The sequence below is a fragment of the Chryseobacterium pyrolae genome (assembly GCF_025153485.1).
Classification (GTDB): domain Bacteria; phylum Bacteroidota; class Bacteroidia; order Flavobacteriales; family Weeksellaceae; genus Chryseobacterium; species Chryseobacterium antibioticum.
This window is the reverse complement of the sequence record NZ_JANZQH010000001.1, coordinates 415,498-440,335: the sequence shown is the minus strand read 5'-3', so window position 1 is coordinate 440,335 and position 24,838 is coordinate 415,498. Positions and strand designations below refer to the sequence as shown.

Annotated in this window: 25 protein-coding genes; 2 read left to right on the top strand and 23 right to left on the bottom strand. The window is 38.2% G+C overall.

Features of this window, described 5'->3' with window-relative positions; genetic code table 11:
- Window positions 1-232: 232 nt before the first annotated feature.
- Both NZD88_RS01920 and NZD88_RS01915 read left to right on the top strand, forming a co-directional pair.
- A complete protein-coding gene (locus NZD88_RS01920; protein ID WP_259826998.1) occupies window positions 233-904 on the top strand; it encodes a DUF4197 domain-containing protein in 672 nt (223 codons plus the stop codon).
- A gap of 41 nt (window positions 905-945) precedes the next feature.
- Window positions 946-1,251: a DUF493 family protein gene (locus NZD88_RS01915; protein WP_073335288.1), complete on the top strand. Its 306-nt coding sequence runs from the start codon at window positions 946-948 to the stop codon at window positions 1,249-1,251.
- 41 nt (window positions 1,252-1,292) lie between these two features.
- Here NZD88_RS01915 and NZD88_RS01910 read toward each other — a convergent pair whose 3' ends face one another.
- The 23 genes from NZD88_RS01910 to NZD88_RS01800 form a co-directional block, all read right to left on the bottom strand.
- Window positions 1,293-1,643 (bottom strand): arsenate reductase family protein, encoded by a 351-nt coding sequence (locus NZD88_RS01910; protein WP_169236305.1) that lies wholly within the window; start codon window positions 1,641-1,643, stop codon window positions 1,293-1,295.
- An 87-nt stretch (window positions 1,644-1,730) separates the two neighbouring features.
- Entirely contained in the window at window positions 1,731-2,345 is a 615-nt protein-coding gene (locus NZD88_RS01905) for a deoxynucleoside kinase (protein ID WP_259826994.1), read from the bottom strand.
- Window positions 2,346-2,373: 28 nt separating this feature from the next.
- Window positions 2,374-3,342, bottom strand: a complete 969-nt coding sequence (locus NZD88_RS01900; RefSeq protein ID WP_259826992.1) for a hypothetical protein — start codon at window positions 3,340-3,342, stop codon at window positions 2,374-2,376.
- A gap of 79 nt (window positions 3,343-3,421) precedes the next feature.
- Window positions 3,422-4,447, bottom strand: coding sequence for a glutaminyl-peptide cyclotransferase (locus NZD88_RS01895; protein WP_423738651.1), 1,026 nt, complete (start codon window positions 4,445-4,447; stop codon window positions 3,422-3,424).
- Window positions 4,448-4,549: 102 nt separating this feature from the next.
- The gene (locus tag NZD88_RS01890; RefSeq protein ID WP_259826989.1) at window positions 4,550-5,572 is read right to left on the bottom strand and encodes a glutaminyl-peptide cyclotransferase; all 1,023 of its coding nucleotides are present in this window, start codon (window positions 5,570-5,572) and stop codon (window positions 4,550-4,552) included.
- Between the two features lie 35 nt (window positions 5,573-5,607).
- Window positions 5,608-5,988 carry a VOC family protein gene (locus tag NZD88_RS01885; protein WP_259826988.1) on the bottom strand — a complete coding sequence of 127 codons (381 nt, stop codon included), beginning with the start codon at window positions 5,986-5,988 and terminating at the stop codon, window positions 5,608-5,610.
- Window positions 5,985-6,494 carry a GNAT family N-acetyltransferase gene (locus NZD88_RS01880; protein ID WP_259826987.1) on the bottom strand — a complete coding sequence of 170 codons (510 nt, stop codon included), beginning with the start codon at window positions 6,492-6,494 and terminating at the stop codon, window positions 5,985-5,987. Before NZD88_RS01880 ends, NZD88_RS01885 begins: the two co-directional genes overlap by 4 nt.
- A 5-nt stretch (window positions 6,495-6,499) precedes the next feature.
- Window positions 6,500-6,925: an SRPBCC family protein gene (locus NZD88_RS01875; RefSeq protein WP_259826985.1), complete on the bottom strand. Its 426-nt coding sequence runs from the start codon at window positions 6,923-6,925 to the stop codon at window positions 6,500-6,502.
- Between the two features lie 21 nt (window positions 6,926-6,946).
- Window positions 6,947-8,560, bottom strand: a complete 1,614-nt coding sequence (locus NZD88_RS01870) for a Na+/H+ antiporter (protein WP_169236312.1) — start codon at window positions 8,558-8,560, stop codon at window positions 6,947-6,949.
- Between the two features lie 215 nt (window positions 8,561-8,775).
- A complete protein-coding gene (locus tag NZD88_RS01865) occupies window positions 8,776-9,780 on the bottom strand; it encodes a bestrophin family protein (protein ID WP_259826983.1) in 1,005 nt (334 codons plus the stop codon).
- A gap of 90 nt (window positions 9,781-9,870) precedes the next feature.
- The gene (locus NZD88_RS01860) at window positions 9,871-10,548 is read right to left on the bottom strand and encodes a DUF2490 domain-containing protein (protein WP_259826981.1); all 678 of its coding nucleotides are present in this window, start codon (window positions 10,546-10,548) and stop codon (window positions 9,871-9,873) included.
- 114 nt (window positions 10,549-10,662) lie between these two features.
- Entirely contained in the window at window positions 10,663-11,058 is a 396-nt protein-coding gene (locus NZD88_RS01855) for a DUF1398 domain-containing protein (RefSeq protein WP_259826979.1), read from the bottom strand.
- Between the two features lie 184 nt (window positions 11,059-11,242).
- A complete protein-coding gene (locus NZD88_RS01850) occupies window positions 11,243-11,692 on the bottom strand; it encodes a VOC family protein (protein ID WP_259826977.1) in 450 nt (149 codons plus the stop codon).
- 39 nt (window positions 11,693-11,731) lie between these two features.
- Window positions 11,732-12,274 (bottom strand): SRPBCC family protein, encoded by a 543-nt coding sequence (locus tag NZD88_RS01845; RefSeq protein ID WP_259826975.1) that lies wholly within the window; start codon window positions 12,272-12,274, stop codon window positions 11,732-11,734.
- A gap of 9 nt (window positions 12,275-12,283) precedes the next feature.
- Window positions 12,284-12,655 (bottom strand): VOC family protein, encoded by a 372-nt coding sequence (locus tag NZD88_RS01840; RefSeq protein ID WP_259826973.1) that lies wholly within the window; start codon window positions 12,653-12,655, stop codon window positions 12,284-12,286.
- Between the two features lie 4 nt (window positions 12,656-12,659).
- Entirely contained in the window at window positions 12,660-13,058 is a 399-nt protein-coding gene (locus tag NZD88_RS01835; RefSeq protein ID WP_259826971.1) for a hypothetical protein, read from the bottom strand.
- Window positions 13,059-13,060: 2 nt separating this feature from the next.
- Entirely contained in the window at window positions 13,061-13,531 is a 471-nt protein-coding gene (locus NZD88_RS01830) for a hypothetical protein (RefSeq protein WP_169236320.1), read from the bottom strand.
- A 10-nt stretch (window positions 13,532-13,541) separates the two neighbouring features.
- Window positions 13,542-13,997: a DUF1569 domain-containing protein gene (locus NZD88_RS01825; protein ID WP_259826968.1), complete on the bottom strand. Its 456-nt coding sequence runs from the start codon at window positions 13,995-13,997 to the stop codon at window positions 13,542-13,544.
- Between the two features lie 217 nt (window positions 13,998-14,214).
- Window positions 14,215-15,408 (bottom strand): ABC transporter permease, encoded by a 1,194-nt coding sequence (locus NZD88_RS01820; RefSeq protein ID WP_259826966.1) that lies wholly within the window; start codon window positions 15,406-15,408, stop codon window positions 14,215-14,217.
- A 2-nt stretch (window positions 15,409-15,410) separates the two neighbouring features.
- Complete coding sequence (locus NZD88_RS01815) at window positions 15,411-16,367, bottom strand: HlyD family secretion protein (protein ID WP_259826965.1); 957 nt, start codon at window positions 16,365-16,367, stop codon at window positions 15,411-15,413.
- Between the two features lie 18 nt (window positions 16,368-16,385).
- Window positions 16,386-17,795, bottom strand: a complete 1,410-nt coding sequence (locus NZD88_RS01810; RefSeq protein ID WP_259826963.1) for a TolC family protein — start codon at window positions 17,793-17,795, stop codon at window positions 16,386-16,388.
- A 633-nt stretch (window positions 17,796-18,428) separates the two neighbouring features.
- Window positions 18,429-18,917, bottom strand: a complete 489-nt coding sequence (eco, locus tag NZD88_RS01805; RefSeq protein ID WP_259826961.1) for a serine protease inhibitor ecotin — start codon at window positions 18,915-18,917, stop codon at window positions 18,429-18,431.
- 44 nt (window positions 18,918-18,961) lie between these two features.
- The gene (locus tag NZD88_RS01800; protein WP_259826957.1) at window positions 18,962-24,835 is read right to left on the bottom strand and encodes an alpha-2-macroglobulin family protein; all 5,874 of its coding nucleotides are present in this window, start codon (window positions 24,833-24,835) and stop codon (window positions 18,962-18,964) included.
- Window positions 24,836-24,838 lie beyond the last annotated feature (3 nt).

Sequence of the window (24,838 nt, the reverse complement as noted above, 5' to 3'; positions counted from 1 at the left end):
ATATATTAAAAATTTAAAAAAACTAAATAAATAATAAACAAAAAAGCCCCAAAAACCAACTCTAAATAACTAAATCACATTATAAATATTAATTTACAATAAAATAACTAATTAAAAAACGGGTGTTTTTAACAAAAAATTCACCAAATCCGCACTGGGGATTAATATTTTGTTAATACAGGAATAGTGGTTACCTTTGGCTCAATATTTGAAAAAGTAAGAAAAAAGATCAATGAAAAAATATATCATATCAGCAGCACTGTTAATAGGTACTGGACTAGCAGTTGTAACCAGTGTTCAATCATGCCAGACAATGGCTACTACAGACCTCGGCCTATCCATTATAAAAAGGGTTTTGCTGAACGGTATTGATAAAGGAATGGGGATTTACAGTAATAAGGAGGCCTTTCTTCAGAATAATCTGGTAGACAAAGCCCTTCCCAAAGAACTTAGAGATATCAATTCTACTTTGGAAAAGATTGCCCCATCGCTGGTCGCTAAAGAAAGAGACTTCATTGCTCAGGCAGCATCTTACACGGTTAATTTGTCAAAACCTATTCTACAGAATGCGGTCAACAGCTTAAATGCACAGGATGTTACAAGAATTATCCAGGGTACTACCGCTACACAGATCTTAAAAGAAAAAACATCTCAACAGCTTGTAGCAGCCATTGCTCCGAAAGTGGATGAGAAATTAAACGAATATGGAATTGCAAAAACCATTAATACGGCTCTTTCAGGAAACAATCTTTTAGGAAGCCTTTTAGGAGGCAGCAACAGTAATGTGAATACCGGAGGGTTAAGCAAATTAGCTTCTGAACAGTTGGTGAACGGACTGTTTAATATCATCGAAGATTATGAGCACCAGAACTCCAAAGCACTGCTTGGACCACTTGGAAAATAGATTTTTTTTTGCTATATTTATATATAATTTAACAAAGGCAGATGGACATATTACAAGGAAATCAACACGCAAATCCTGAAGAGTTTTATAATTCTTTAAAGGAAAAACTGGAAGGTCACCATGATTTTCCGGAAGATTATTTATTCAAATTTATTATTCCTACAGACGAGGCAAAACTTACTGAAATTTATAAAGTTTTTGACGGTATTAAGTTTACACTGGGAAACCGTGAAAGCAAAAACGGCAAATACACGGCATGCAATATCAACGCATTCGTACTGGATGCTGATCAGGTAGTGACAATTTATAAAGAAGTAGCAAAAATAGAAGGCGTTATTCTATTATAGAAAAACAAAAAAGTCAGCTTCCGCTGACTTTTTTTATGGTATTATTTTTCAATAAAAAATTTCACATTTTCAATAGGTCTTCCCAGCATGGCCACGGATCCTTTGATCAGGATGGGTCTCTGTATCAGGGAAGGATTTTCAGACAGGATCTTTATCCATTCTTCTTCAGAATAATCTTTATCGGCATATTGCTCCATGTACAGCTTATCTGTTTTTCGGATCATATGAAATACGCTCTGATTCAGCTTTTTCAGTACTGTTTTGATCTCCAGGACGCTCAACGGATCTTCTACGATATTGATGATCTCAAAAGGCACCCCATTTTCGTCCAGATACTCCAGAACAGCATTTGACTTCGAGCAGTTTCCGTTATGTAAAACCTTAACCATCATAATGTAACCATTTAAAAAATTAAACTCTTCCCATCAAATTTAGGAAGAAATGCATTGAAAGCCGTCTTAAATTCTGATAAAAATTTGTTAAAACAGACCGTTCAGCTCTGCCTCGATCTTTTCAAGGATGAATCCGAAATCCTCAGGCTTTTCCACGAAATCCAGATCATCTACTTCAATCACCAGAAGCTTTCCTTCTGTATATTCAGAGATCCATTTTTCATATTTTTGGTTCAGTTTTGAAAGGTATTCAATACTGATGGACGCTTCATATTCTCTCCCTCTCTTATAAATCTTTTTCACAAGGTTCGGAACGTCGGATTTTAAATAAATAAGCAGATCTGGTGCAGAAACAAACGACTTCATCAAACCAAAAACAGAGATATAATTATTGAAATCCCTGTCTGAAAGAAGTTTCATGTCATTCAGGTTTTCAGCAAAAATATGGGCATCTTCATAGATCGTACGGTCCTGGATAATATTTTTTCCGCTTTCTCTGATTTCTTTTACCTGACGGAATCTGCTTCCTAAAAAATAAATCTGCAGTGCAAAACTCCATTTGCTCATATCTGCATAAAAATCTTCAAGGTAAGGGTTGTGGTCTACATCTTCAAACTGTGCATCCCATCCGTAATGCTTGGCAAGCATCGTGGTCAAAGTTGTTTTTCCTGCTCCAATGTTTCCTGTAACTGCAATATGCATTCTCCTAAGTATTTTTTTATTAATTGGTCTAAACCCCCGCAGCCTGAACTTCTGAAGTATCCTCTATTAGCTTCTGTAAAGTATGATCAGGAGCTTTCTCATCGGATTCTTTCTTTTCTCCGTCAATAGTCTTCCCTTCTTCCCCAGCCGGTTTTTCAGATGATGGCTCTGTTACCGGTGGTGCATTTTCCTGCCTGGTTTCGGGTTCTGTCTGTAGTTTAGTTTCCTTTATTTTTTCTAGGCTGTAAATATAGAGTTTGTTCGCTTTGATTTCAAAATAAGAAAGAATGTTTTTATCCACAATTTGTGCATCCTTATCTTCAAAAATTTTTACCATTCCTTTTTCAGGATCGTATTTCAGGATCGAATTGTCTGCGACCACCAAAACAGCTTCATTCTCTCTTCTGAAACGTTTACCGTTTTCCAATGGAGCTTCGAAGAGTTTTTCAAATTTCAGCGAGTATATTCTGATATGTTGTCTTGTTAAAATATAAACTTTGGTTTCGTACACCAAAAGATCCATCAGATCATCAAAACTGACATCAAAAGGATAGGAATTGATCGTAGTATCATTTCTGAAATTGTACTGGATCAAACGTTTTGTACTGTCATCCAGAAGCCAAAGCTGTTGAAGATCTTCCGCATAAGCCATTTTGATAAACCCGAATTTCTGTTTGAAATCAACCTTCTGGATTTCGTTCATATTCTGATCAACAAATTTCATTTCCTGGGCATTCTCTGAAAACAGCGCCAAGCTCAGAGGATTCTGAACAGACTGTACCTTGTAGGGAACAGTCAACATCATTTTGCCTATTTGTTTTCCCAAAGAATCATATTTAGTGAAACTGAAATCTTTGTTTTTATAGATATACAGATAGCCATAATCGTCTGCCAGCATATCTTTGGCCTCCTTCAGCTTCAAGGTGTCAAAAGGAAGGGATTTCTGCGCAGAAACTGTACAGAAAAGGAAGATTAATATGATATAAAGTAGTCTCAAAATCTATTTTGGTAAAGATAACTTTCCTACGTGGAACGTCAGCAATTTACATTCTTTTATTTGAATTTTAAATGATGAATTATTGAATAGCAACTTCATAAATTTTCGACCAGTTTTTCCCCGTAACAAGCATATTATTTCCTTTGAAAGCAATTCCATTTAAAACATGTTCGCTGTTACCCTGATCATTTTCCTTTGTCAATTTTGTGAAATCAAACTTCCCTACAGCTTCACCTGTGGCAGGATTGATCTTTAGAATAATCGGTTGATGCCAGACATTGGAATAAATGAAACCATTGTGATATTCCAGTTCATTAATATTAGCATAGGTTTCGGTATGTCCTGCAACAGCTACGGTTCTGACTACCTTTGAAGGATCGTTGACATCCAGAAAATAAAGATTTTTTGAACCGTCGGTTGCAACAAGGTTCTTTCCGTCATAAGTCAGGCCCCACCCTTCTCCGATGACATTCGGTAAAGGAAATTGGGAAAGCTTTCTTAATGAATTTTTATCGTAAACAAAACCTATTTTATTTTTATAGGTCAACTGATAAATTTTGTCCCCTACAATAGCACAACCTTCAGAGAAAATTTCAGCAGGCTGTTTTTCGGTAATGGCGGGAGTGGATGAACCCAAAGTATATTTTATCAGTTTAGAAGCACCATCCAATCCGGCGCTTTCGTAAACGGTGTTGCCTTCCATAAGAAATCCTTCAACAAAATTAGTCGGATCATGAGGGTATTCCGCTATGATAGCATAGGAGATATTCTGCTCAGGATTTTTAGCAAAAACATTGATCGTTGCATCCTGGTTCAAGGTTTCTCCGCTTTTGGTTTTAATGATAAAGGTAACATCGTTATCTCCCAATGTGAAAAACTTTGGATCAACGGTTAAATTTGAGGTTTCATTCTCACCAAAACTGATCGTAATGGTTTCTGCATGGTCTGTTACCTCTTTTGGAAGATTAAGCTGATCTCCAAAATGATAGCCCTTTGTTTCCTTTGAATTATTATAATCAGCCAGGGAATCCAGCATTTTCTCTTTGTTATTGCATGAAGACAAGAGGAAAATGCTAGCTAAACCGGCTATGATATGTATTTTCAGTGAATTCTTAATCATTCGTCAAAAATAGTAATTTTTTAATCCTTATATGAAAATAGCGCTCCTGAGGAACGCTATATTTTTATAGATAGATCTTAAGCCGGATTACTTGATCTGAACTTCATAGATTTTCGGCCAGTTTTTACCAGTTACAAGCATATTGTCGCCCTTGAAAGTAATTCCGTTCAGTACATCATCACTTCCTTTGGTATTCTGTTTCGCGATATCTGTAAAGTCAAACGTTCCTACCACTTCTCCTGTTGCAGGGTTGATCTTTAATACAACCGGTTTCTGCCATACGTTGGCATAGATGAATCCGTTATGGTATTCCAGTTCATTCAGCTGGTCATAGATCTGAGAACTTCCTGCTACTGCCACATATTTGATCAGTTTTGAAGGATTATTAGCATCCAGGAAATACAAAAGCTTGCTTCCGTCTGATGCGATTAGGTTTTTCCCGTCATATGTAAGTCCCCAACCTTCACCCAAAACATTCGGGTAAGCGAATTCAGAAAGCAGTTTAAGAGAGCTTTTGTCATAAATATACCCCTTTTTACTCTGCCATGTCAGCTGATATACTTTATCACCAACGATCGTACTTCCTTCGGAGAAATCTTCCTGAGCCTGCTTGGTAGAAGCCAACGGAGTTGTTGTTCCCAATGTATATTTCAGGATCTGGGAAGAACCGTTCTGCCCGTCACTTTCATAGATTGTATTCCCTTCGATCTGGAAACCCTGTACGAAGTTCTTTGGATCGTGCGGATATTCTGCGATGATCTGATAGGCGATATTTTTTTCAGGATTTTTTGCAAATACATTGATGGTTGCATCCTGATTCAACGTTTTCCCGCCTTTTGTTTTGATATTAAAAGTAACTGCATTATCGCCCAGCGTAAAGAATTTAGGATCAACCGTCAGACTTGAAGTTTCCTTATCTCCAAAACTGATGCTGATGCTTTCTGCATTGTCCGTTACCTCTTTTGGAAGTTCAAGTTTATCACCGAAATGATATCCTTTTTCTACCATTGTATTATTATATTCATTCAGCGTGTTCAGGATCTTTTCATCTTTGTTACAAGACGCCAGCATCAGAACTACCGCTAAACCTACTATTATATTCTTTTTCATTGAATTTCTAAATATTTCCCCAAAAATAGCAAAATTTATTCCGTATTGCCAATATTATCCACGGACTGACCAAATTGTAAAAGATAACCGTTGTTATCGTACACCGCGAACTCTCTCATTTCCCATTCGAAAGTCTCAACCTCGTAGCAGACTCTGGTTTTGGTTTTAAGGTCTTCCCAAAGTTCGTCAACATTCTCAACATTGAAATAAAACGAGCCTGTGAAGCCTATTCCATTGGGTTTCTCATATTCGTTTTGAGAAAACATGATCTGCACATCGTCTTTTTTAATCGAAGCCCATTGCCATTCATCATTTCTTTCCATCAGGGTAAAGCCTAGGATCTGGGTGTAAAACCCGATCGTTTCATCCATATTTTCTGTCCAGAGTATGGGGCGGAGTGCTGTAAATGTTGTCATATTTTTTTAGATTCAAAAGTGTTTTTACTGATTTTCATATTCACGGAAAGCCAAAGCTCGTCATCGATGCTGACTTCACTCATAACGTCGGGATCAATTTCAAAGCCTACTTTTTTATAGCATTCAATAGCTCCGGTATTCCAGTCATATACATTAAGCTCAGCTGTTTCTCTATCAAAATGACTAAAGCCGTATTCCAACAGTTTCTGTACAATTTTCTTTCCGTAACCTTTTCCTCTGTTGTTTTCGTCCCAGATCAGGATTCTGCCGAGTAGAAAAGTACCTTCTTTTAAAAAGATCTGAGCGTGACCAATGTTTTTTTGTTCTGCCTGGTCAAAAATCCTGAACATGAATCTGTTTTCATTGTTCAGATCATTTTCCAGCTGTTCTTGGGTTAAAGGAAAATGATAGGCAGGGCCGGCAAACTGAAGAAGTGCTCTTTTATCTTTTATTTTAGAGATTAATTCAGAAGCATTTTCTGTTTTAAAAATTTGCAGCTCGATCATATCGTTTATTTTTCTAGATATTCTTTCATGCTCTGTCCGATAATTGAATTCCAGCCTTCTGTAAAGCTTGCCCTGGAAAATGTTTCTCCCAAGCCATCGAATCCTTCAATATTTTCATGCGTAAGGGTTACCAATGTTCCATTTTCTTCCTGCTGAAGGTCCCATGTAACGGTTGTCACCGCATCTGAAAGTTCAGGATACGCCCAGGTATGCTTTAATTTTCGGTTGGGAATAATTTCTACAATACGTCCCCGATGAAGGTATTTTCCTCCATCACTGGATTCATAGAAATCAAACTCTTTTCCCAGCTCCAATTCGAAATCCCGGATCGTAAAGTACCAGGATTTCATTTCATTTTTATCGGTCAATGCGTTCCATATATTTTCTGCAGAAGCGTTTATTTTGTACTGAACAGTGATTGGTGTATTCATAATATCAGTTTTTATTAAGATTTAACTGTGCGAAAACCCTGTAATTTTAGCTTCATCAAAATCCAGCTGCATTTCTATAGATCTCATCACATGATCATCAAATATTTTCTCTTTTTTCATCCGGTGCAGTTCATTTCTCTGAGCCTGGATGATCTGCCGGAGCACATCTTTATTTTCGTTGATCGCATTCACATAATCTCCCGTAGAAGCCATACACTGGGCCTTATCTGCCATCAACATCATTTCGGTTTCCAGTTTATGTTTCTGATGGCGTACCAGCGTGTTCGTTACAGCCAGCTCGGAAAAATCATTTTCCATTTTGTGCAATGCTGTTTCTTTAAGTTTACGCATCAGGATCACTTCCTGTTTTTCTTCCGGCAATTCGCTTCCGGCATCGTCTATTTTTAACCATTTTAAGATCGGAGTCAGGAGAAGTCCCTGTCCTACCAAAGTGATCAATATAATAACGAAAGTTACGAATAAAATGATATTACGGTGCGGAAAAGCATCTCCATTGGGTAAAAATGCAGGAATGGAAAGTGCGGCAGCCAGTGAAACCACTCCTCTCATGGCAGCAAAACTGATGATGAAAGGTTCGCGCCAGTCCGGCTTCGGAATTTTCAGCCTTAATTCTTTAGAGCAGAGCCTTGGAAAATACATGACGGCATAACTGTATAGTAATCGGGTGAAAATAATAGCTCCGCCAATCACTACGCTGTAAAATATCCCTTCCGAAATAGTATAATCTTTCATGGCAGCAACGACTACCGGAAGCTCAAGGCCGATCAGAATAAAGATGATCGTGTTCATCAGGAATATCAGGACACTCCAGACATTTCCGGACTGTATCCTCGAGGTATGGCTTAAATAGCAATGTGAATTATAAGACATCAAAAGTCCTCCCGCAACTACCGCCAATACTCCCGAAAAATGGAAGTGTTCAGCCCCTACATACATGATATAAGGAACGATCAGTGTAATTACGGTGTCAATATTAGAATTGGAGGGAATAATCCTTAATAAAGCCCCGAATAAGAGCCCTGTAGCAATACCGACTACCACTCCACCCACAGCCATCATAAAGAAATCCTGAATAGCATCTCTCCAGATAAACTGTCCTGAAATAACCGCCGCTAAGGCAAATTTAAATACAATTAAACTGGAAGCATCATTGATCAGACTTTCGCCTTCAAGGATACTGGTGATCTTTTTAGGGATCTTCATGTGTTTCAAGACTGAAGTGGCTGCGACTGCATCCGGAGGAGAATTGACTCCGCCAAGCAGGAATCCCATTGCAACGGTCAATCCTGGAATAATGGAAGATGAAAGATAAGCCACGACAATTGAAGTCAGAAATACAAGCCCGAAAGCCATAGAAAAGATCTGCTTTCTCCATTTATGAAAGTCCTGCCATGAGGTAAACCATGCAGCCTCAAACAAAATCGGAGGAAGGAAAATAAGAAATACGAGATCCGGCTCTATTTCAATATGCGGCATTCCCGGGATAAGGCTGATCAGAAGACCGGCAATCACGAGGAAGATGGGATAAGCTACTTTTAGCTTTTGCCCTATCATCACCAATATCATCACAGACAGCAGTACTGCAATGGATATTATAACATAACTGTGAATCATTTTGAGTTGTTTTTTTTAAGTTGTTTCTTGATTTCGAAATTGGCTAAACGTAGACAACTAAGGTTGGTATCTGCGTTCTAGTTGTTTTCTTTTGTTGGTTTAAAGCAAAGGAGCAAGTTCTTTTACTCTTTTTAAAACCTTATAGGTTTGAGTTTTTGCACCTATTAAAATAGTTTTCCAACTGATAAATAGCTTATACTTAATCTAATCTTTATTTAAAGTACGATATTGTTCTTTGGAGTAATGGCTGGCGGAAGATCGGCTTCATCCAGCATATCTCTCATATCAATCTCTATGGTACGGCTGATCTGAGTGATCGGCACGTCATTCGGGCTGCCTTCAAAAGGGTTTACCGAAGCTTCTCCCACGCTGTCCAGTGTGTGGAAACACCAGGTTACCATCAGTGAAAATGGAATATTAAACCACAATGTCCAGCCTTCTAAAACGGTTCCTTCCCCCAACTTGTCCAGTTCTTTCAGTAATCCAAAAGGGACAAAAAGAATAAACAGCAACAACAAATACGTTGTAATTGATGAAAAGTTTCTGGGATATGGGAAATTTTTAATTCTTTCTGCTTTCCCCTGATCATCGGTAAACTTCACCAGCTGCTGATTGATCTGGGTCCATTGAAAATCATTGATGTCGCCTCTGGCATAGGCCTCGGACAATTCTTTGCTCTGGCTCGCAATCAGTTGGGTTGCCCTGTTTTTTTTGCTTAAAATATATTGAAGCTCCGTTTCGGAAAGATAATTTTTCAGTTCATCATCCAGCTTGGTCAATCTTTCGGGGATTTCATATTTTTTAGAATATTCGTCATATTGCGCCGTTCCCATATTTTCCCAGGTTCTGGGTTCGCGAAGCTGAAAACGAAGTGCTGTAAGCCATGCATAATGGCGGTGAAACATTTCTTTGACCTTTTTAGGATCTTTTCCCGACAGGGCATCTCTCAGAATATATCCAAAACTACGGCTGTCATTGATAATTGCCCCGTAGATCTGTCTGGCCTCCCAAAGCCTGCTGTAACTTGCATTATTTTTAAAACCTACGATAAAGGCTACGGCAGTTCCCAAAATAGCGATGGGCTGCCACGGAACGGAAACAAATTTCCATCCTAAAAAATACAAAACCGTAGGTATCGCCGATAATATCGTTAATACATAAATACTGCGTCTCGTCCAAACAGCGAACTCCAGCGCTCCAAATCTCTTCCCTGAATGCATATGTGTTTATTTATTTTGTGATCTGTTGATTATAGGGTCTAAACTAACAGTTTTTTTCTTCATCATGGCACCCGGCAGGTACCATCAATATTAATTTTTATTAAAAGGAATATTATTATAAAAACCAATCTGGATCTGCCCGCGATTCTTGTTTTCCTGGATCTGATTCATATAACCGGCTTCTATTCTCATGTTTTTATTAATTACATATCCTAAAGCTCCGTACACCCTGTTCCTGTCGAAAACGGGACTGTCAAAACTCAGGAATATCTCATTATAAACCGAAGCATACAGTGATTTCGGAAGCATTTCTTTCTGGGTAATCGGAATATTGAGCCCGATCATATACCGGAATCTCATCCTGAAATCATCCTGAAGAAAACGTTCTTCCAAGCGGTACCTGTGCTGCAGATTAAAACGGCCAAACTTCTGCTTTGTTATAAACTGCTGGAAAATCCTGTGCTCAATATTTTCCTTTTTTTCACCGTTTACATAGGGCCGGCTTAAAATAAAACCGTAACCCAGCAAAACATTATTGTTGTTTTCAGTCAGGTCATATCCTATCCCCGTACGAATCAATAACTGTTCAAGATCTCCTACTGCATCAAAGTTCCGGTACTGGATTTCGTTATGTAAATTCAGCTTCTTGCTTATCTTATTATTCCCAAAATACATATACCATGCTCCTAAATCATTTTCCTGTGCAAAGGCTGCTATTGACCCCAGACTCAATACTGTAAATGCCAGCTTCGTAAAGACCTTTCTCATAAATTCAATTACTATTATCTATCGTACACAACAAAATTAATAATTTAAATCAATAATAGCAAGCAAAAAATGCTTCAGGCTTCGGGCTGTAAGTAACAGGCATTGTGATATAGGTTAGCCGGGAATCTGCTCTACCAGAATTTCATTTCCTTCTGTGTCAAAATAGGTGCAAGTCATCCTGTTCAAATCCATCTTCCAGCCTTCCACTCCATTTTCTGCACAGTCGTTGCAGAAGGTAAGATAATCTGTCCCTCCCTGCTGATGGAGCTTTAACCTTGTTTTAAAATGTTCAAGGTTAACGATACCTGAAATACTCCTTACTCCATCATCTTTACCTCTAGTAGTAATTGAATTGTTTTCTTTATCAAGATAGTCTATACCCAAATCTGCAACAGAAACCGTATACTCCGAAACGCCAAGATTTTTTATGGCCTGGATGTATTGGGGAAAATCTGCTCCGCTTTTTACTTTTTGATGTTCTGCTTTGATTTGTTCAATTGTAAATTTCATATCTGTTTTTATGCTGTAGGTTTTATCATCATTCTTAATTCTTAATTCTTAATTTTTAATTCAAAATACCTGTGACCCCTCTCAAATTTAAAAATTTTTGGAATGCAAATGTATCATAAACTAAAAACCGGCAGATATTTCCGCCGGTTAGTTTTAACTCTATTTCGTATACAAAATATGAATCTTAAGGATGCTGCTGCATTTTCGCTGGATCGTCGTAGTTCACCATCCAGTTGATTCCGAATTTATCGGTAAACATTCCGAAGTACGCGCCCCAGAAAGTATCAGCCATGGGCATCGTTACCTGTCCGCCCGTTGAAAGGCCATTAAATAATTTGTCAGCTTCTTCTGTAGATTCCGCATTGATAGAAATAGCGAAGTTATTTCCTGCTTTGAAATTGAAAGCCCATTCTCCTCCGGTATCGCTCCCCATTAAAGTGGTTTCTTTTGAGATGGGAAGGGAAACATGCATAATTTTGTCTTTGTCTTCTTCAGAGGTTTCTTTGCCTTCCACTGGAGGCATTTCTCCGAAAGTTCCGATGTAAGGATATTCTCCTCCGAAAACTGATTTATAGAAATCGAATGCTTCTTTGCAATTTCCATTAAATGTTAAATAAACGTTTACTGATGCCATTGATTGTTTTTTATGAGTTAAGTTTTAATGAGTTTCTGTTTAAGATTTTTCAGATAAATCTTTTAATCTGGAAAGTCCTTTCTGGTAATCTTTTCCAATCGCATCTTCCATATTCATAAACAATTTCATTACCGTAAAGGGATAAGGTATTTTTGATGTAAATCCCCATGTCACCTTGGTTCCATTACCTTCCGGAACAATTTTCACGTAAGCATTGGCTTCACTTTCATAAGGTGTTAAAAATTTGATTTCTGTATCAATTCTTTTTCCTGCAGCATCTATTTTTTTCACTTCCTGACATCCTTTTCCTGCATCATAATTCTGACTGTCCCAGCATACTTTTTCGCCAGGCTGGCCGGTAATTCCGGTCCAGTCTTTTTTCATGGCCGGATCCAGATCATTCCATGGACTCCACTGATCCATTGCTTTTAATGTATTGGTCTGCTGCCATACTTTTTCGACGGGTGCATTGATGGTTATTGACTTTTCATACGCACAGTCTCCTGAGATAAAAGCGGCTACAACCATCCATAAAATAAGGATAGAAGCCAGGACGAGAATAATTTTTTTTAATATTTTCATAAATTAAGGTTATCGGTGTTGGTCAATCAGGATCATGTTTCCGTCTGGATCTTTCAGGAAGATATGTTCCGGTCCTGAAGTGCTTTCATCCGCCGCTTTCTCCAGCTCCACTCCATTTTCTTTTAAGTGCTTCTGAATATCCCGTACATCATCAAAAGATTCCAGATTCTGAGCATTTTCATCCCATCCCGGATTGAATGTCAGCATATTTCCGTCAAACATAGCCTGAAACAAACCCACTAAAGTACTTCCATTTTTCATGATCAGATAATTTTGTTCCATTGCCCCACCCATAGTGGTAAAACCAAGCTTTTCGTAAAAATCTTTAGACTTCTCAAGATCTTTTACACTTAAACTGATTGAAAATGCTCCTAGTTTCATATGTCTATTTTGTTTTTAAAGCTAATTTACTTCCTGCAAATACCAATCCCCATACACTTATCCCGAAGATCCAAAACCAGATTGGGGTTGGAAGGGAAGCCATCATATAGATCGTTATGCACAGAAAGATAATACCACAAACCACCGCAGAGGTATGTTTTCCGTTGTTTGCCACTTTTGAAGCTGTAAATCCTGAAACGAAAGCGGCCACTGCGTAGGCTATGATCACAAAGAACAGGGCCATAAAAGGAGCATGTGCCACATATTCTTTCATCGCCACCATATCACCCGTTCCAGCTCCGGCAGGAGGCGGATACATTTGGTGACCTATTTTCTCAATGATGGTAATGCAGATGATTCCCGCAATGAGTCCGGCCGGAACAGCCAATATTCTTCTTAACATGGTTATTGGTTTTTTAAACGGGTTTTGAAGTCCAGTTTTCCGTCATAACTTTTCCAATCTCCAATCAATTCTATATACTGTCCTTCTATTTTTTCTGTTTTTTTATTCCACCTGAAGGTATAAACAAATTTACCTTTAAAAATACCAGAATGCTTTCCTTTAGGTTCTTCTGCCAGTTCGTATTCTCCGAATACCAGGCCTTTTCTTTTGGTATCTCTGTATTTTGTGATGGTGACTTTCCCTTCGTACTTTGCATAGTTTTCATCCACAAGAGAGTATCCCGAAATAAAGTATTCCTGGTCATTCTTTTTGTTCTGTTCAGAAATATTGACTTTCAGTTTCAGTTCCTGTCCCCGGTTACCAATGGTTCCGATGTAAGGTTTACTGTTGTTTAGCCAGACATTTGAAATATCCGGCATTTGCCCCCATGCAAAATTGCAGGCAAGAATGAGGATCCATAAAAATTTTTTCATATTGTGTTATTTAAACTCCAAATTGGGATAAGTGGTGATTCAGATGTTTTGCAAACATATTGTTCCACTCCGTAGATTTTAATTTTCCAAAAGAAAATGATTCTTTTCCATCAAAAGCTTCAGGACCCAACTGTTGTGTTTTCTGAATGAATCCGATCAGTCTTTTCTTCTCTTCATCAAAGTTTTTTCTTCCGGTAATTAAAAACTGTGGGGCTGTAGGGGAATCTCTGGGATAGGCTTTTTCTCCCACCACTTTAGGCTTTACAAATGTTTTTAAAATAAACTTTGCAATAGATCCCGGTTTTTTATGCTTTTCTGGCTCGTACACCATTTCATAGGATACACTGCAATGCGCAAGCATCTGGTCAACCGTCATCTTTCCCCATAGTCCGTGGGTATCTTCCACCAAATTATTTATCCTATCAATATAGTTCTGAGCATCTTTTGCATCAAATACATTTTCCATATTATGTCTAATTATCTGAAAGCAAATATATCAGTTTTTTCTTTTGATTTTTATAGGGGAATGAAAAAAATGGTGTCGTGTTTTCGGGTGAGGTTTGGGTTGCTAGTTATTGGTTGCTGGTTGCTAGTGTTAATATACGAGGATTTCGGTATGCGAGGTTAATTATTGGTGAAATTTATCGTATTTTCAACACTTTACACTCTGAAACCCTACCACTCTATTCCTCTATAACTCCAGTACTCTCCACCGGTGTTGCCTTTTTAAAAATAAACCAGAGTTTGATCTTTAAAGCAATCCAGCCGATGATGGCATAAACTACAAGTAAGATGCTTAAATGTTTTAAATAAGGAAAAGTAAGTTCAACAGAGCCTTTCTGTATTAACAGGATTTTAAAGGCCTGAAGAAAAGGTGTCAGGGGTATAATATTGGCGATGAATTGTACGAAAGCGGGCATTGCGCTCAAGGGCCACGTAAATCCACTGATGATAAATGCAGGAGATGCAATAACCATCAGAATTTGAGTGGCTTTCAAAGCATCCGGAATCAGTATACTGATGAATACCCCTAGAAATGAAGCAGAGCCAACAAATACTGCGGTAAGAAGAATAAAATTAAGAATTCCTTCCGGCATCGGGACCCGGAAAATCATGTGCATAAAGTAATAAATCCCAACAATAAGAATGGAAGATATCCAGATTGGGATCACTTTGATCAACATTGTTGGAAAAGCCCATTTTTTCATCTTAACGTATTCTTTCACAAAAGATCCTCTTTCAAATTCAGCGGCAAAACTTACAGCCATCGCCAGAAGAATAACCTGCTGAAGAACTACAGCCAGCATGGCCGGCCACATGAAAATAAGGTAGTTTCCTGTGGTATTGAAAAGGGTGATATAGTTGGCTTTAAAAGGTTCATATTGCGTTGCAGCCTTTGTTGCGGGCATTCCAGCTTTCTGTAAAGCTTTAATTGATGCTCCGGCAGAAAAAGTCCCTATCGTAAGCTGAAGTGCTTTGGAGGCAAAATTGGCGGTAAGAACGTTTCCTGTGTTGATATAAACATTCAGTTCGGGATATTTTTTCTGAAGCATTTCTGCCTCAAACCTGGATGGAATAATCACTACCGCTGCTGCTTCATGCCTGATCACCTCATCTTTTATACTCAGTGGTTCCTGGGCATATTTAATGATGCTGATGCTTTTATTATCATCCAGCATATCTGTCAGCTGGCTTGATAATGGTGTATTATCCCTGTCGATCACCAGTACCGGTGTATTTTCCACTTTTCCGCTTTTGTAAACGAAACCCAACAGCGTGGCATAGAATACCGGGGCCAGAAAAAATACGGTCCTTAGGGTAGAATTGCCGATAAAAAGCTTGAACTCCCGTTTTAAAAGTCGGAAAAATTCTTTCATAATTATTTCAGGATAACGTTAGCATTCACCAATATACTTTTAGCCTTACTCATGTCTGTTGGTTTCACTTTGATCTCATAGACGGCATCCTGCAACTGGTAATCAGGATAAGCGGTTGTGATGTCTGCATATCTGGTAAGCTGCTTGATGTAAACAACTATACCGGTCAGCGTTTCTTTATTATACACCACCTGCATATTGACCTTCTGCCCTTTTTTATATTTAGAAATAGCACTTTCAGGCACTGTGAACCTGAAGTAGGTACTCTCGGGAATATACCCGTTGAACAGAGCAAAACCAGCCGTAGCAAGCTCTCCTGTATTCAGGCTGATGGTTTCTATTTCCATATCATTGGTGGCAATAATATATCTTTCGGAGTAGGCTACATTGGCTTCCTGAAGAGCGCCCTTAGCCTGGGAAGCCTGTCCTGCCGCCATTTCTACCTTTTCGAAGCGGGTTCCTCTCTGTACATCATCCAGCTCAGCGACTACCGCATCATATTGGGCTTTTGCTCCCTGAAGTTTTGCATACACCTCGTCGTGTGCCTGTGGAGACATCAAACTGTCGCGGTACATATTATTGGCTCTTTTAAAGGATTTCTGGGCAAATTCATATTGTTCTTTCAAACCTTTGTATTTAGCCTGAAGCTGTCTCAGCTGGTCTGCCGTAGCTCCGTTTTTTGCCATCTGCTCCTGGGCTGTTGCAGCACTTACTGCACCCTGGGCCTGAGCTATTTTTGCAGACACTTCCGGAACATCAAGCAATGCCAGTGTATCTCCTTTTTTTACGGTCTGACCTTCAGTTACGTATATTTTCAGAATTCTTCCGGTAACCTTGGGTGCAAAGGAAATGACATCCTTCTTGGTTTTGCCTTCTGAATCATTAAGATTTTTCTTTTTTTCACTGCAGCTCCCTACTAGAAAAAGAACAGCAAAGACTATGAATATATTTTTATGCATCATTTTAATGGTAAGGGATTAATAAAGTTTGGTAATATCAAGTTCCTGAGTCGATCTCATCAGTTCTATTCCGGCTCTTCTCTGGTTAAATAGAGCATTCTGGTATTCGAGCTCCACAACTTCTAGGTCATTTTCAGCATCAATAAGTTGTGAAGATTTGCTCATGCCATATCTGAATTCTTTTTCCGCCTGAACCAGAGCATTTTTGGCTAGTTCTTTTTCTTTGGCTTTTAAAGTAATCTGAGCGGTTGCGATATCATAATTCGTCTGATTATTTGCCAGATTAAGCGTCAATTTCTTTAAGGCATCTTCTTTTTTGTTCTGAAGAACCTCCTTTCCTACTTTTGCGGTTTCTTCTGCATGTTTTCCCTCTTTTCCGTCAAAGATCTCCCATTTAAAACCGACACCAGCCGTTAATAAGGGAAGAATATTAACATTGGTAGGTCTCCAGTCCAGTTTGGCACCTTCATAACCTAAAGCAGGAACTGCAGGAATAACATTTTCGGAAGTTTTGACACGACTTCCGTAGAGTCCGATATAATAAGCGGATGCCATCAGCTGTACTTTAGGGATCATCCATGTTCTTTCTGCTTTTATTTTATAGTCTGCTGCGGTTATACCATGTTCCAGGGCACGGACTTCAGCTCTTTCTTCGATTCCTTTTTCAGAAGATAAAATTTCTACAGGAGAAAGTACCGGATCGATCATTCTGAGCCGTTCTTTATTGATTCCGGTCAGAATATACAACTGAGTGAGAAGAAGTTCTTTTTTGCCCTCATACTCTACCATTTTGGCATTCAGTGTAGCTTGTGCCAGCTCTATTTTTTTGTGGTCATATGGTGTGATCAGGCCATACCCTAAGGCTTTATCGGCTGTTTTCCGGTTGATGTCCAGTCTTTTTTTACTTTCATCCAGAACTTTTTTAGACTGATGAATCAGGGCCAACTGGTCATAAGCTTTGGAAATATTGGCAACGACGTCATCTTTTGTTTTTTCAAGGAGAATATCTTCGGAAATTTTCTTTTCTTCGATGGCTTTTTTCAGGTACTTCACCTTTCCGCCTGAGTAGAGGAGCATTTTAGCATCTGCTTTAGCAATTCCTGAAAAACCGGAAACATTGAGATTATTGTTAAAACTTCCTTCAGGAATATTGATAAAAGGCGCCAGATTAATTTCCGGTGATGTAAGTCTTGTCGTGGCATTTAGATATCCGACCTGTCCGCTTACTTCCAGCGTAGGAAGAAAGATGTCTTTCAGTTTGTGTCCGTCAAGATCTGTGAGTTTGTTTTGGGTCATCTGCATTTTGAGATCAGAATCCCGGACCATGGCACTGTCTAAAAGTTCCTTAAAGTCCGGCGCAGACTGTGCCCAACAAAAAGTAGGGAAAGTCAAAAAACTAAACGTAAAAATCAATAAATTGTTTTTCATGGTTTATGTTTATAACAAATATAATGCAAAAATTTGTTAAATCCACAAAGATAACTCGCCAATATGGTGAATTTAAAGTAAGTTTAAAAAGTGTTTAGTTTTAATGTATTAATCACGATAAGAATAGGAGATCCGTTTAACTTTAATTTGAAATCTGTTTTAATTGAAAAAAAATAAATTTTCTTTTATTCATGAGGGTCTTCCTCTATGATTCCTGCTTAATCAATTTCTAACTTTTTAATTTTTTTTTTGAACCATTAAGATGAGTAAAGGAGGTAAGAATAGTTAAGAGAAAATCTAAAGATTTTTTTAGCATGGTTTTTAAAGCAGAGCTAATCTTAATATTCTTAAAAGCTTCACACATCTTAATGGTTCAAAGCTTTCAAAAAGACTTTGTAATTCCTGAAAAAAATTTCATTGATATTATTTAGTTCCCACAGATAATAGTTGAGGGAAATAGATAATTCTTTAAGCTGATTCTTATACTGCCAGATCTGTAACTGCTCAAAATTCAGTAGAAAAATCCGTGTGATCCGTGACAAGAACATTCCCTAAACCTCAGAGCATCCCGTTTATGACAAACAAAAACTCCCCACAAAATGTGAGGAGTTTGTTATGTAAAGATCATTCAGTTTATCTCTGAACCGCTGACTTCATTTTAGCATCAGGACGCAAAATTCTGTAACGAACTTCAAGATCTTTCGGTACATAAAATACCAAAGGAAGCTTGCTGTTGTATCTTACGATCTCCGGTTGAAGGGTTATGAACTTTTTGGTTTTCTTTTGATCCAGACAAGCCATTAATGTTCCTCCCGCTTCACCGTTGGATTCTACTTCATAATAGTTGTAGCCCCAGCCCTGAAGATCCTGAGTTTTTACATTCCCCATTAAAAAGTATTTGTTGCAGTCCACCAGTTTTTCTGCTCCTACAAAAAACTCGACTTTTAAATCGCTTTCATTTTTTGCAACAGGCAGCTGAATGTATACCTGCTTAAATCCGTCTTTAGCTTTTGGGAACATTTCAATCTCCAGCTTCTCAAACTTTTCTGCCTTCTTTTGTGCGAAAGCATTTACACCTGCCAACATGATCAGTCCCGTCATTAAAGTTTTTGAAAATCTCATCTTATTTTATTTTAAAAATTTTACTAGTTCCCTATAGCCAAAAATCATTCCAAAATCTGAACATTGCTTCCTTTTGTATGGGCATTCATCTGCGGTGCATAGTAATTCTGCATCGTAGTGATCCCGTTGGAGAACTTACCGGCCGCATTGGAGACAAGGTCATATTCAAAGACGTATTTTCCTTTCGGCATGTACTGGATGTAGAAATTCGTGGAAGCATCTTTGGTAGACTGATAATAGCCTAAGCTGTTTTTCCACTGGTAACCGGACAATACATCTATAGGTTCAAATCCTGCTGCACGCATATCTTTAATATGAATAAATTCCATTGCTCTGTCTGTATTCAGGATCATTCTTACGGTTACTTTATCGCCTACTTTTAAAGGAGTATCCGATGAAATTTTCTGAAGTTCTTCGCCGTTTACTGTTTTTACTTTTTTGTAAAGTTCTTTGGTAATGGAGATGTAGTTTTCAGAAGACTTTATTTTATCTAAGTCCTCATAATACTGCCAGAACAATCCTCCCTGCGCAATACCAGGACCTGGCTTGGTTACAGTAACTGTTCCTAAGTTTTTGTCTACTGCATCCGTTTTCACGGTTGATTTCACATAACCTGTAGCCTGCGTCTGCGGAACTAATTCTTTTCCACCCCAAACGATGGTTGCTTTGTCGCTTTCAGCACTTGTCCATGATTTTCCTGAATTTAAGATCGTAAAGATCACTTCTGAGGTTCCTCTTGAACTTCCCCATGAATTCACTTCTTTCTGGGTAATCAGCCAGATCTTCATGTCTTCAATGAATTTCTGATCGTTAGATTTCAGTTTATTGAATGCTTCCAAAGCACCGGCCTGATTGACGACTTTAGATCCGAACCATCCCCAGTCGTTCAGGTTCTGTTTCCAGTAAACGCCCTGAGTTTTTGTATCGGTAGATGTTTCTTTCAGGTAGTTCATTAATTTATCTGAAACGTCTTTTAAGCCATAATCATTCATCAGTAAAGCAGCACGGTGAAGTCCGAAGAACGTGAACTCTGTGATTTTCGCTGTCTTTGCTTTCTGTTTTACCAATGTTTTTAATGAGGCTCCTTTTCCTTTTAAAGGATATTGCTTTTCCCAATAGTTTCGGGTGTCAAGATAATCCATGGTCCAGTTGGTCCAGATATTATCCTTTTTCACATCCCAGTATTTATCAATCTCATTGTCTACATACTGAACTAATTGGGTTACCAGTTCTTTCTGACCTGAACTTTGATAATCTTTCGCACTATCTTTTAACCATGTATTGATTTTCCCTAAATTTTTAAGGATATATAGTGATGTTCCGTAAGAACTTGGATATCCTGGGTACCAAGAGAATCCTCCGTCCGGGTTCTGAAGCTTCTTAAGATCACTCCAGTCCTGATTAATTGAATTTCTCATGGTATTGGCATCAAACAAAAGAGCAAGTTTCTGCATCTGCTCGCCTTCATTTTTACTTTCCAGTACCCAAGGCGTTTCTTCCAATAATAACTGTTTCAATTCCTGATTTTTTTCAAGATTTGAATTCAGTAATCCTTTGTTCTGATATTCTTCAAAAACGGTCTTCATTTTTGGATTGGCCTTGAATATCTCAGAAGCCAGTACATCTGCAAACCATTTGTTAAAGATTACATCAGCAGAACTGTTCTGATCGTTTTTCAGGCTTGGTAATGCAAACATAATTTCCCAGATCGGATTTGTGGTCAGTTCCAGGGTATTGGAAACATTGGAGATCGTCGTAGAGGTTGTATTTTTAAGATTATCTAAAACAAATGTTTTTGTTTCACCTTCTTTCACAAATATCGGTACAGCATCCGTTACGAGCATTCTGTTCGGAAGTACAGCCACTGCCTGCTGTTCGCCGTCTGAATAAGCTCCTGCTTTCGCTATTACTTTTAATATAATGGAAGAGACATTATTCGGAACTTTCAATTTCCAGGTTAATGCACTATTTCCTTTTTCATTTAAATTAAAATTCTGCGTTCCTGCACTGATCCCGAATTGAGAAGTGATATTTTCATTCGTAAAGGCATCAAGAATCTGAAGTTCTGCGGAACCGCTTAATTTTTTATCAGTAAGATTGGACAGTTTTGACTGAAGATTCAGTTCATCGCCTTCTCTTAGGAATCTTGGATAGTTTGGTGTTACAGAGAATTCTTTCTGCGTTACTACCTGTTTCTCCAATACCGCTGCTCTGGCATCTTTGGTGTGAGCCAGGAACATCAGTTTCCATTTGGTCAATGCTTCAGGAGAAGTGAATTCAAAACTTACATTTCCTTCTGCATCTGTTTTCAGATCAGGATAGAAAAATGCAGTTTCATTCAGGTTTTGACGTACGGGAACTTTTTCCAGGTCTTCTTTTTCAACTGCAATTTCGTTTAAAGATCCTGCTGCATCGGCTTGCGCTTCCGATTCTCCTAAGGCTACTTCCATTTTTCTGGCCATCTTAGCCTGTGCTGCAACAGGTGCATTAGGAGGAGCAGGAGCATAAGCCGGACTTTTCACACCCTCAACCATCGCATCTGTGCTATAAATTGCGTTACTCATTTGATAAATCCCACCATCAAACCAGTTAAAATTCGGTACATCTACATATTTTCCATTGTAATATTTCAACCTTTTCTGATAGTACTGTTGCAACAGAGACTGTCTGATATCATAAGAAGTCACAATGGAATATGGCGTATATAAATTCTGCCAGCTGAATGTATTCACTGCAAACTGATCCAGTGACATGTCGTACATATTGGCCAGTACTTCAGCATTTACTTTTTCTTTATCGCTTCCTGAAACTTTTACCGTCCACTTTTCTTTGGAGTTCGGTTCCAGTTTATCTCTGAAGGTTACGGTTTCAATTTTTACAGGCTGCTCGGTGTCTTTTATTTTTAAAGTCACAGACTGGGTCTGCACATCATTGAAAGCTGCAATCTGAAACTGGATATTCAAAGCTGCGATCCCTTTGTCTTTCGGGATGTCTGTGGTATATTCCAGGACTCCTTTTTTCAGCTGATGTACTTCAGAAACTGTTTTTCCTGAACCGTCCTGAACAAATACATTCACAAGTGCATCAGGAACTGCCGAATACACATACACTTTAGCCTTCTCTCCTCTTGAAAATTCATTTTTAGGTTCAATAACCGTAAGGAAGGTTTTCTGTGAAGGTTTTAAAGCTCCTTTATCCCAGATACTAAAATTCTGAGAAGATTTTATGGTGTCTTTTCCTTCGATGTTATACAATTCAAGCTGATAATCTCCCGCTTCCAGTTTTCCTAAATCTAATTCCGTAGCCGGTTGCTGAAGTTTTTCAGAAATTAATTTTTCTGCTTTCCAGTTTTTGATCTCTTCAGTTTTATCAAACAGATCGTGCGGGAATTTACTGGTGAACTCTTCTTTGGAATATTTCGGAAGGTCCTGAACTTGTGATGTAAAATTATCTCTGAAAATTCTGTTCGGTACCGCTAGTTTTGACAGTTTAACGTTATATGATTTTTTAAGATTCTGTTCGTTATAATTCAGGGTTTCTACCTTCAGTTTTACATTTTCGTCACTGAATGTATTCTTGATACCGTCAGCTTTAATATAATGGGAAACTGAAGCCACTTTCAACTGGGTGTTGGCAGACTGTGTTTCTCCGTTGATATCCGTTGCTGAAGCACTGATCTCATAGTTATCGATCTGAATTCCTTCCAGCTTTTCATCTTTTTTAAGTTCAAGTCGGATTGTAAATTCTCCCTTTTCATTGGTTTTAGCCTCGCCAAGGATTGAATTCTCATTGTCGTTACCACGTGGATACCACCAGAAGTATCTCCATCTGATGTTATGTTTTTTAATTTCATAATTAATGGTGGTATTGCTTAAAGCGACTCCGGAGAACATCATTGCTTTTCCTTTCAGCTCTATGATCTGTCCGTATTTGTATTCTTCTTTTACAGGATCAAAAGTCACTTCAAACTTAGGTCTCTTATATTCTTCCACTCTGATGTCTTTATACCCCTGAGATCCTTCATCTGTTCTTAAGTAGAAAACTCCGTTCAGCTGACCTTTCGGAAGGATAAAACTTCCATGGTAAGAACCGAATTCATTCGTTGAAAAGTTCTGAGAAGAAACTTCCTGGCTGTTGGCATCAAGAAGTGTGATTTTCTGTTTCAAACCAGAAGTTACAGATTCAACTTCTTTATCAATTTTTGTATTGATTACTTTGAAATAAACAGTTTGTCCCGGTCTGTAGATAGCTCTGTCTGTAAAAATTTGTGCGAGTGTACGGGCCTGTTTATTGGGATTATAGTCTTCTGCATTCCCGCTGTTGCCATACACCTGCATGATTTGAAAATCATTCGTTTTTGGCTGACGGATCAGGAACGTTCTGTAGTATTCTTTGCTGTCTGTGGAAGGGAATTTAAAAATACCGTTTGCATCGGTTTTCCCGTCAATTTTATTTAAAGTTTTATTGGCAACAAATTCATAGAAAGTAAGGCTTTCATTGGCTGCGGGTTTACCGTTCTCACTGTTAACCAATTTCAGAGCATTGGAAAGCTGGTTTCTGTCTGTTTTCGTTTGATAGATCACTCTGTTTCCTGAAACCAGGAAGTAAAAATTCTGTCTGGAATCGCTGTTTTTTGCTTCAGATCCTGCCACGGCATATTCAACAACATAGACTCCTGAAGGCAGAGGTTTGATTTCCAATGAAGTTTTATGAACCTGATAATCTTTGGAATCACCAAGCTGGAAAGTTTCTTTTCTTACAAGATTTTTTTTCACCTTTCCAAAGGTATTGTTGTAAGAATTCTGCACATACTGCATCAATGCTGTAAAATCTTCCTTTACTTCATAAATATTCAGTGAAAATTCTGTTACGTTCTTATGGTCCGCTACAAAATGAACCGGCAGATTATTCTGGGTCTGCTGCTCATATTTAATGGTTAGAAACGGATTTGTAATCTGATTTTCTTTATTTTTTATATTTTCAATGAATGGAGATTTTGGACACTGCTTTTTCGCCTGGTCCGCAACAGCCAAAGCTTCTTTCTCCTTCTTTTTCGCGATCAACTCATTCATGATATCTTCCATGATGATCACTTTGTAATCTCCTTCTGCATCAGATTTCAAAAGGGTCTGAAGCTGTTCCAGTTTGTCTTTACATTGATTGTAATTACAGTTTTCTGTCAGCTTTTCCTTCATGAAATACAGCTTAGGATTTCCGTTGTTTTGTGCAATCAGTTCATCATAAGCAGCAGTGATCTGCGTTCTGTTTTCGGTGAGTTCATTTTTTGTGAAAAGACCATTTTCGGAAAGAAAACCGATTTTTTTGACAGAATACCATTCAAACAAAGTCGGGAAATAGGCAATATCCTTGATATCTGTAAAAACATCTTTGTACTTCGTCAAAGACACTTTTTTCATATCCTGCTTCTGCTGATCAAGTTCTTGGTAGCTTTTCTTCAGATAGTTTTTAAAATCCAGTTTACTCCAGGTTTCAATCTGAGACAAGTCTTGTGAATTGATATTGGTTCTGCTTTCTATTTCCCATGAATTCTGATTATAATAATCCATAAAAAATCCGTTCAGAAGAACAGCATATATTAATTTCTCTTCGCCTTTCAATTGGGCATCAGTATCTTTAAGCTTTGTGAAAAACTTGGAGGCAGCATCATTCTTATCGTCATCTACAGTAAGGTTTACAACACTGAATTCCGCTTTCAGAGAACGGATAAGCTGGATAGCATTATTTTCTTTCATGGCGTGGTTTTGTATGTCTAAAATGATGGGAAGATTAGATTTATAGGCGCCTTTCGCACTATTTTCAGTCACTTTCTTCCACTGGTCGTCGTAGTATTTCTGCGCATGCATTTGGGCAAAAAAGCCGAAACACAGAAGTATCATTATGAGTTTAACATTTTTCATATA